The sequence below is a fragment of the Acidocella sp. C78 genome, assembly GCF_907164655.1.
This window is the reverse complement of sequence record NZ_CAJQZK010000050.1, coordinates 1-7,943: the sequence shown is the minus strand read 5'-3', so window position 1 is coordinate 7,943 and position 7,943 is coordinate 1. Positions and strand designations below refer to the sequence as shown.

Annotated in this window: 5 protein-coding genes and 4 pseudogenes; 3 read left to right on the top strand and 6 right to left on the bottom strand. The window is 71.6% G+C overall.

Features of this window, described 5'->3' with window-relative positions; translation table 11 throughout:
* The 3 genes and pseudogenes from ACIDOCELLA78_RS000000112785 to cydD all read right to left on the bottom strand — a co-directional run.
* Positions 1-176 (bottom strand): ATP-binding cassette domain-containing protein (locus ACIDOCELLA78_RS000000112785; RefSeq protein ID WP_283770877.1); only part of this gene is annotated, 176 nt, incomplete at its 3' end.
* Positions 161-1,522 (bottom strand): annotated as a pseudogene (locus ACIDOCELLA78_RS000000112780) (amino acid ABC transporter ATP-binding/permease protein); the annotation flags it as partial. The gene ACIDOCELLA78_RS000000112785 and the pseudogene ACIDOCELLA78_RS000000112780, both read right to left, overlap by 16 nt.
* Positions 1,510-3,146: pseudogene (gene cydD, locus ACIDOCELLA78_RS000000112775) on the bottom strand (thiol reductant ABC exporter subunit CydD). The pseudogenes cydD and ACIDOCELLA78_RS000000112780, both read right to left, overlap by 13 nt.
* Positions 3,147-3,452: 306 nt before the next feature.
* Between cydD and ACIDOCELLA78_RS000000112770 the strand changes: the two are divergent.
* Together ACIDOCELLA78_RS000000112770 and ACIDOCELLA78_RS000000112765 are read left to right on the top strand one after the other, a co-directional pair.
* On the top strand, positions 3,453-4,763 hold the full coding sequence (locus ACIDOCELLA78_RS000000112770; RefSeq protein ID WP_201729855.1) for a chloride channel protein: 1,311 nt from the start codon (positions 3,453-3,455) through the stop codon (positions 4,761-4,763).
* A gap of 73 nt (positions 4,764-4,836) precedes the next feature.
* A complete protein-coding gene (locus tag ACIDOCELLA78_RS000000112765; protein ID WP_201729854.1) occupies positions 4,837-5,340 on the top strand; it encodes an OsmC family protein in 504 nt (167 codons plus the stop codon).
* Between the two features lie 35 nt (positions 5,341-5,375).
* On the opposite strand, the gene ACIDOCELLA78_RS000000112760 is transcribed toward ACIDOCELLA78_RS000000112765, so the two are convergent.
* The 3 genes and pseudogenes from ACIDOCELLA78_RS000000112760 to ACIDOCELLA78_RS000000112750 all read right to left on the bottom strand — a co-directional run bounded on the left by ACIDOCELLA78_RS000000112760 (position 5,376) and on the right by ACIDOCELLA78_RS000000112750 (position 7,133).
* Positions 5,376-5,528 carry a hypothetical protein gene (locus ACIDOCELLA78_RS000000112760; RefSeq protein ID WP_249676870.1) on the bottom strand — a complete coding sequence of 51 codons (153 nt, stop codon included), beginning with the start codon at positions 5,526-5,528 and terminating at the stop codon, positions 5,376-5,378.
* Between the two features lie 54 nt (positions 5,529-5,582).
* Positions 5,583-6,350, bottom strand: a complete 768-nt coding sequence (locus tag ACIDOCELLA78_RS000000112755) for an MBL fold metallo-hydrolase (RefSeq protein WP_249676867.1) — start codon at positions 6,348-6,350, stop codon at positions 5,583-5,585.
* 2 nt (positions 6,351-6,352) lie between these two features.
* Positions 6,353-7,133: pseudogene (locus ACIDOCELLA78_RS000000112750) on the bottom strand (SDR family oxidoreductase).
* Positions 7,134-7,228: 95 nt separating this feature from the next.
* Between ACIDOCELLA78_RS000000112750 and ACIDOCELLA78_RS000000112745 the strand changes: the two are divergent.
* Positions 7,229-7,943: pseudogene (locus ACIDOCELLA78_RS000000112745) on the top strand (CaiB/BaiF CoA transferase family protein); the annotation flags it as partial.

The following is a 7,943-nucleotide window of genomic DNA, read 5'->3' as shown; positions in this document are numbered from 1 at the left end:
TCGGTCGGCTCGTCGAGCAGCAGGAAGGGCGTGGCGCGCAGGGCGGCGCGGGCGAGCGAGAGCCGGCGCGCTTCGCCGCCCGAGAGTTTGGCGCCGGCCTCGCCACCAGCGAGTCGAGGCCGCCGGGGCGGGTGCGGACGAACTCGGCGAGGCGGGCGGTCTCCAGCGCGCGCCAGAGCGCGGCATCGTCGGCATCCGGGCGGGCGAGGAGGAGATTGTCGCGCAGGGTGCCGGCGAAGATCGCGGTGGTCTGCGAGACCACGGTAAAGAGCGAGCGCAGGTCGTCGCCGCGGATGGCGGCGAGATCGACGCCGCCGATCGTGGCCCGCCCCGCCTCGGGCGGGGCGAAGCGGAGCAGCAGGTTGAACAGCGAGGTCTTGCCCGCGCCGCTGCGGCCGAGAATGGTGACGTGCTCGCCCTCGGCGATCGACAAGTCGATTCCGGCGAGCGCGGGATGGGCCGCACCCGGATAGCGGAGCGAGACGCCGGCGAGAATGAGATCGAGCCGGGCCGGGCGGGGCGGGCTGGCGGCGGGCTCGGCGACGGGGGGCGGACGGTCGAGCAGGTCGAACACGCGGCGGGCGGAATCCGCCATGCCGCCGAGGAGCTGGAAGGCCGCCGGCAGCGGGGCGACCGCCTCGAAGGCGGCCATCGCGCCGAGGGCGAGCAGGGCGACGACCGGCCCGGCGATGCGGTGCGCGTCGGCCAGCGCGCCGGCGAGCGGGAGAATCGCCAGCATCGTCAGACCGGAGGCGAGCAGGATGGCGGCGGCGCCGAAACCGGCGATGGCGGCGAGGCGGCGCTGGGCGGCGAGCAGGCCGGCGCTCGCCGCGTCGACCCGGTCCGCCATCGCCCCGCTCGCGTTGCAGGTGAGCAGCTCGGCCATGCCCTGGATGGAATCGACGAGATCGGCGCGCATCGTCGCCTGCAGCGCGACGGCGGCGCTCGCCGGGCGGCGGCCGAGGCCGAGGCTGGCCAGCGGCACCGCGATGCCGGCGACGATGAGCCCGAGCACGAGCAGCAGCGCCGCCGCCGGCGAGACGATGGCGAAGCCGAGCGCCATGACCAGCGCCGCCGCCGCCGCGATGGCGAAGGGCGAGACGACGCGGAGGAAAAAATCGCCCAGCCGGTCGATATCGGCGACGAGGCGGGAGAGCAGGTCGCCGCCGCGCTCGCCGGCGAGGCCGACCGGGGCGAGCGGTTCGAGCCCGGCATAGGCGACCATGCGCAGCCGGGCGAGCAGGCGGAACGTCGCCTCGTGATCGACCAGCCGCCCGGCATAGCGGGCGAGCACGCGCAGGGTCGCGAAGAAGCGCACCCCGGCGGCGGGGGTGAAGAAATTGAAGACGTTCTGTGCGGCGTAGCCGGCAACACCGGCCACCCCGGTGGCGGCGAGGAACCAGCCGGAGAGCGCGAGCAGGGCGAAATTCGCCAGCACGGTGAGAAGGCCGAACCCGATACCGGCGAGAACCCAGGCCCGGTAGGGCGCGTAGAGGCGGAGCAGGCGGATCAGGTCGCGCATGGTGCCTCCGCGGCGCCGAGCAGGGCGGCATAGGCGCCGCCGCGGGCGAGCAACTCGTCATGCGTGCCGGATTCGGCGAGGCGCCCGCCCTCCAGCACCAGGATGCGGTCGGCCCGGCGGACGGTGGCGAGCCGGTGGGCGATCAGGATCGCGGTGCGGCCGCGGGCAAGCTCGGCGATGACGGCGGCGATCTCGGCCTCGGTCTCGAGGTCGAGATGCGCCGTGGCCTCGTCGAGGATCAGCAGCCCGGCGTCGCGCAGGAAGGCGCGCGCGAGGGCGAGGCGCTGGACCTGGCCGCCGGAGAGCCCGGCGCCGCCATCGCCGATGCGGGTCTCGATCCCGGCGGGCAGGCGATCGACCTCGTCGAGCAGGCGGGCGCGGCGCAGGGATTCGCGCAGCGCCGCAGTATCGGCATCCGGCCGGGCGAGGCGCAGGTTGTCGGCGATCGTGCCGGCGAAGACGCGGGGGTCTGCGGCACATAGGCCAGACGCGCCCACCAGGCCTCGCGGTCGAGCGCGGCGAGCGCCGTGTCGTCATTCACGAGGACGGCGCCGGATTGCGGGGCGACGAAGCCGAGCAAGGCGGCGGCGAGGGTGGATTTGCCGGCGCCGGAGCGGCCGACGATGGCGGTGAGCGTGCCGGCGGGAAAGGCGCAGTCGATCCCGTGCAGCACCGTCTGGCCGGGCTCGTGGGCGATGGTGAGGCCGGCGCAGCGCAGCGACAGCGCGCCGGAGGGTGGGGCGGCATCGCCCCAGGTCGTCGCCGGTGTCGCATCGAGCACGTCGAAGATGCGGCCGGCGGCGGCCAGCGCCGTCATCCGCGCGTGGTAATGGGTGGCGAGGCCGCGCAGGGGGAGGAAGAATTCCGGCACCAGCAGCAGCACGAAAAAGGCGGGAAAGAAGCCGATATGCCCGTGCAGCAGCCGCGCGCCGAACAGCACGGCGACGAGGGCGATCGAGAGCGAGGCGAAGAATTCCAGCACCGCCGAGGTGAGGAAGGCGATGCGCAGCCCGGCCATGGTGGCGCGGCGGTATTCATCGGCGATCCGCCCGATCAGCGCGATCTCGTCGCGCGCGCGGCCGAACAGCCGCAGGGTGGTGATGCCCTGCACCGCATCAAGGAAGCGCGCGCTCATGGTCAGCAATTCGCGCCATTGCCGGCGGTTGATCGCCTCGGCGCGGTAGCCGACGAAGACCATGAAGACCGGGATGATCGGGCCGGTGACGAGCAGCACCACCCCGCTGATCCAGTCCACCGGGAAGATGGCGGCGAGGATGGCGAGCGGGACCAGCGCGACCAGCGCCATCTGCGGCAGGTAGCGGGCGAGATAGGGCTCCAGCGCCTCGACGCCGTCGAGCATGGTGGCGGCGAGATCCGCGCTGCGCTCGCCGGCGGCATGAGCGGGGCCGAGGGCGAAGAGATGGTCGAGCAGCGCGCGGCGGAGCGAGAGCTTCACCGCGGCGGCGGCATGGTGGGCGGCGAGTTCGGAGGCGTAGCTCAGCGCCGCGCGCAGGAGCAGCAGCCCGGCCAGGGACGCGAGCGGCAGCGCCAGCGCGGCGGGGGCGGTGTGGCGGAAGATCAGCGCGGTGACGACATGGGCGAGCAGCAGCGCCTGAGCGATCACCGCGAGCCCGGCGGCGAGGCCGAGGCCGATGGCGAGCGAGAGAAAGCGCCTTGCCCCTGCCCGCCGCGATCAGGCGGCGGTCGAGCGCGCGGCGGGGCGGGGTGGCCGAAGCCTCGTTGGGCGGTATGGTCAAATCTGTCCTCTCACGCGTCGGCGGCGGCCTCGGCGCCGCGCGCGGGCGGCGGACGGTTCACACGCGGTGCCTGTTCTGGCATTGACATGAATCAAGCGGCATCGGGCAAGCCCCGTGCGGAGGACGAGCCCCGGCCCCGCGCGGGGAAATTCATTTGAAGGAAATCGGCCGGCATGGCGGCATTGAAACGCAATCTCATTTTCGTGCTCGCCGCCATCATTACCGGACTGGTCTCCATCGCCTTCGGCATCGGCGTGATCCGCGCGACGGCGCTGTTCCAGCACATGACCGCGCAGCGCGGCTGGATCGTGTTCCTGCTCTGCCCGGCCGGGCTCGCGCTGATCGTCTATCTTACCCGCCAGGTGTTTCCGGGCGCGCAGGGCTCGGGCATTCCGCAGGCGATGGCCGGGTTGCAGATGCAGGATTCGGCCGATGTCGATTCGGTGCTGTCGTTGCGGATCGCGGTGGGGAAATTCCTGCTCACGCTGCTCGGCTTCGCGACCGGCGCCTCGATCGGCAAGGAGGGGCCGACGGTGCAGATCGGCTGCGCCGCGATGAACATCTGCGGGCGGATGGGGCTGGAGCGCACCCATGCGCTGCAACGGCTGCTGATCCTCGCCGGAGGGGCCGCGGGCATCACCTGCGCGTTCAACGCGCCGGTCGCCGGCATCGTCTTCGCGATCGAGGAAATGGCGCGCAGCTTCGATGACCGGCAGGTGCGCTCGATCATTCTCGCGGCATTCGCCAGCGGCATCACGCTGCTCTTCGTGCTCGGCTACCAGCCCTATTTCGGCGTCTCGCACGCGGTGCTGAAGCTCGACTGGATCTGGCTGCTGATCCCGGTCTGCGCCGTGATCGGCGGGCTCGCGGGCGGGTTGTTCGCGCAGATTTTGGTGACGCCGTGGAGGTTCCTGCCCGGCGCGATCAACCGGCTGGCGCAGAAGCGGCCGGTGATGTTCGCCGCCGTGTGCGGCCTCGCGCTCGCGGTGATCGGCCATGCCTCGCACGGGATGGTGTTCGATGCGAGCTACGCCAATGCGCGGGACGCGATGGTTGCGGGCGTGCTGCCGCCGGTCGATTTCGCGCCGCTGAAATTCCTCGCCACGCTGGTGTCGTACCTGTCGGGGATTCCGGGCGGGATTTTCGCGCCCTCGCTCGCCGTGGGGGTCGGCGTGGGCACGGCGTTCGTGCATCTGCTGCCGGGGCTGCCGGTGGCGGGATTCGCGATGGTGGGGATGGCGGGATATTTCGCCGGCGTCGTGCAGTCGCCGCTGACGGCGGCGGTGATCGTGATCGAGATGACCTCCGATCCGTCGATGTCGGTGCCGGTGGGCATCGCCGCGATTCTCGGCACCATGGCCTCGCGGCTGGTCTGCAAGGAGCCGGTCTATCACGCGATGTCGCACCAGTTCCTGCGTATCGTCGAGAACCGGCCGATCCCCAAGCCCAACACGGTCGATCCGGCGCCCGAGGCGCATCGCTGAGCCGCCGCTTGTAACGGCGCGGCACCTGTCGCATCCTTGCCGCAAGACGAAAGACACGTTCCGGGAGACCGCCATGGATGCCGCCGAACTCCGCGCCCTGCAGGCGCCGCTGAAGCAGAAATACCGCGAGGATGCCGCCTCGGCGCGGATCGTCTCGCGCGCGGTCGGCGAGATCAGGCAAAGCGGGATCGCCTGCGTGGTGCGCGGCCATGACGGCGAGGTGACCGCCGGGCTGCACGAGGCGGCCGGCGGCGACGGGTCGCAGGCCTGCTCGGGCGACATGCTGCTGGAGGCGCTGGTCGCCTGCGCCGGGGTGACGCTTTCCGCCGTCGCCACCGCGATGGGTGTGACGGTGAAGCGCGGCAGCATCACCGCCGAGGGCGTGTGGGACGCGCGCGGCACGCTGGCGATCGACCGCGCCGCGCCGGTGGGCGTGACCGACATTTCGCTCCGCTTCGATCTCGACACCGATGCCGACGAGAAGAGCGTGGCCCGGCTGATCGAGAGCACCGAGCGCTATTGCGTGATCTTGCAGACGCTGCGCAACCCGCCGCGGATCGAGGCGATTCGCGGCTGAGGTCATTCAGCCGGGTTTTTTCCGGCTGAGGTCAATCAGCCGGGATCGAGGGCGAAAAGACCGGTCTCGCCGACATCGAGCGTGGAAAACCGCGCTGCCGGCAGGCCGGCGGCCTCGCGGGCGGCTTCGAGGTCGCGTTCCGGCGCGTCGATCGCCTCGTCGGTGAGCTGGAACGTGCCGAAATGCATCCCCACCGCCCGCGCCGCCCCAGCTCGGCGAAGGCGCGCACGGCATCGGCGGGTTCATGTGGACATTGCCCATGAACCAGCGCGGCGCGTAGGCGCCGATCGGCAGCAGCGCGAGGCCGGGGCGGCCGAGACGCTCGCGGATCGTGCGGAAATAGCCGGTATAGCCGGTGTCGCCGGCGAAATAGAGCTGGCCGGCGGCGTGGCGCAGCATGAAGCCGCCCAGAGCGTGGCGTTGCGGTCGCGCAGCGTGCGGGCGGCGAAATGCCGCGCCGGGGTGAGGGTGATGCGGGTGCCGCGCAACTCGGCATGATCCCACCAGTCAAGCTCGGTGGCCGGGCCGAGCCCCTTGCGGGTGAGAAAGGCGCGGTTGCCGAGCGGGGCGAAGATCCGGATGCGGCCGAAGCGCGCGTGCAGGGCGGCGAGGGTCGGGATGTCGCAATGGTCGTAATGGTTGTGCGAAAGCAGGATCGCGTCCGGCTTCGGCATCGCGTCGAGCGTGAGGCCCGGCGGGCGGACCCGGCGCGGCCCGGCCCAGCCGACCGGCGAGCAGCGCTCGGAGAGGATCGGGTCGGTCAGCAGCACGAGGCCCGGCAGGCGGATCAGGAAGCTCGCATGGCCGATGAAGGTGACGGCGGCGTGGCCCTCGGGCACCTCGGACGGCGGCGGAGCAAAAATCCGGTTTTCCACCCGCTCGGGCCATTTCGCCCTTCCTTCGCGCCGCGTGACCCAGCGGAGCATCGGGAAGCGGCCGGTGCGGCGGCGCGCCCCTTCGGGGTTGAAGAAGCGCGCGCCGTCGCAATGGTCCGAAACCGGGTAGGGCAAGGTCAGCCGAACGCCGCGTTGAAGGCGCCGCCATCGAGCAGCAGGTTCTGGCCGACGATGAAGCCCGATTGCGCGGCGCAGAGAAAGGCGCAGGCATCGCCGAATTCCTCCGGCGTGCCGACGCGGCCGGTCGGGTTGGCGGCGGCGCGGGCGGCGAGTTCGTCCTCCACCGATCGGCCGGAGGCGCGGGCGGCGGAGGCCGCGTTGTCGCGCAGCCGGTCGGTCAGGAAGGGGCCGGGAGAAGATTGTTGATCGTCACGTTGTGCCTCGCGACCTGGCGGGCGAGGCCGGCGACGAAGCCGGTCAGCCCGGCGCGGGCGCCATTGGACAGGCCGAGGGCGGGGATCGGCGATTTCACCGCCGCCGAGGTGATGTTGACGATGCGGCCGAAGCGGCGCTCGATCATGCCATCGACCGTCGCACGGATCAGCGCGATCGGGGTGAGCATGTTGGCGCGCAGCGCGGCTTCCCAGTCGGCATCGGTGAAGTTGCGGAAATCGCCGGCGGGCGGGCCGCCGGCATTGTTGATCAGGATGTCCGGCGCGGGGCAGAGGGCGAGAGCCGCGGCGCGGCCGGCTTCGGTGGTGATGTCGCCGGCCGCGATCTCGACCTTCACCCCGGTTTCGGCGCGGATCGCCGCCGCCGTTTCCGCGAGCGCTGCCTCGCCGCGCGCGGTGATCACCAGATCCACCCCTCGCGGGCGAGGGAAAACGCCACGGCGCGGCCGAGTCCCTTGCTCGCCGCGCACACGATCGCCCGCCTGCCCCTCAATCCGAGTTCCATCTCCGCTCCCTTCCCTGTCCTGCTTGTGTCGAAGCCGCGTCCATAGCATCAGATGGGCGGGATACCGAATTCGACAGGGGACGACGACCACCGCCATGAACGAGCGCGCGCTGACCGGGCTGAAGGTGATCGACCTGACCAGGGTGCTGGGCGGGCCGTATTGCACGATGATCCTCGCCGATCATGGCGCGGACGTGATCAAGATCGAGCCGCCGCAGGCGACGAGGTGCGCGACTGGGGGCCGCCTTTCCTGGAGCGGGCGGACGGGGCGCGGGATGCGAGCTATTTCCTCGGCGCCAACCGCAACAAGCGGGCGATGACGCTCGACCTCGCGCACGAGCAGGGGCGCGCGGTGCTGCTGCGGCTGCTGGAGGACGCCGACGTGCTGGTGGAGAATTTCAAGCCCGGCACGCTGGAGAAGTGGAATATCGGGCAGGCGGCGCTGGCCCCGCGCTTTCCGCGCCTCGTGCATTGCCGGATCTCGGGGTTCGGCGCCGACGGGCCGTTCGGCGGGCTGCCGGGCTATGACGCGGTGGTGCAGGCGATGACCGGGTTGATGACCATCAATGGCCGCCCCGGCGAGGGGCCGCTCAGGATGGGGACGCCGGTGGTCGATCTCGCGACCGGGCTGTATTCGGCGGTCGGCATCCTGATGGCGTTGCAGGAGCGGCAGCGCTCGGGGCGCGGGCAGTTCATCGACATGACGCTGCACGATGCGGGCATGGCGCTGCTGCACCCGGCGGCGGCGAACTACCTGCTCAACGGCAAGCGGCCGGCGGCGACGGGCAATGCCCATCCGAACATCGCCCC

Bases quoted from the DNA above. Each gene is read 5' to 3' on its own strand.
- ACIDOCELLA78_RS000000112770 (WP_201729855.1), top strand. From the start codon at position 3,453: ATGGCGGCATTGAAACGCAATCTCATTTTCGTGCTCGCCGCCATCATT.
- ACIDOCELLA78_RS000000112765 (WP_201729854.1), top strand. From the start codon at position 4,837: ATGGATGCCGCCGAACTCCGCGCCCTGCAGGCGCCGCTGAAGCAGAAA.
- ACIDOCELLA78_RS000000112760 (WP_249676870.1), bottom strand. From the start codon at position 5,528: ATGCATTTCGGCACGTTCCAGCTCACCGACGAGGCGATCGACGCGCCG.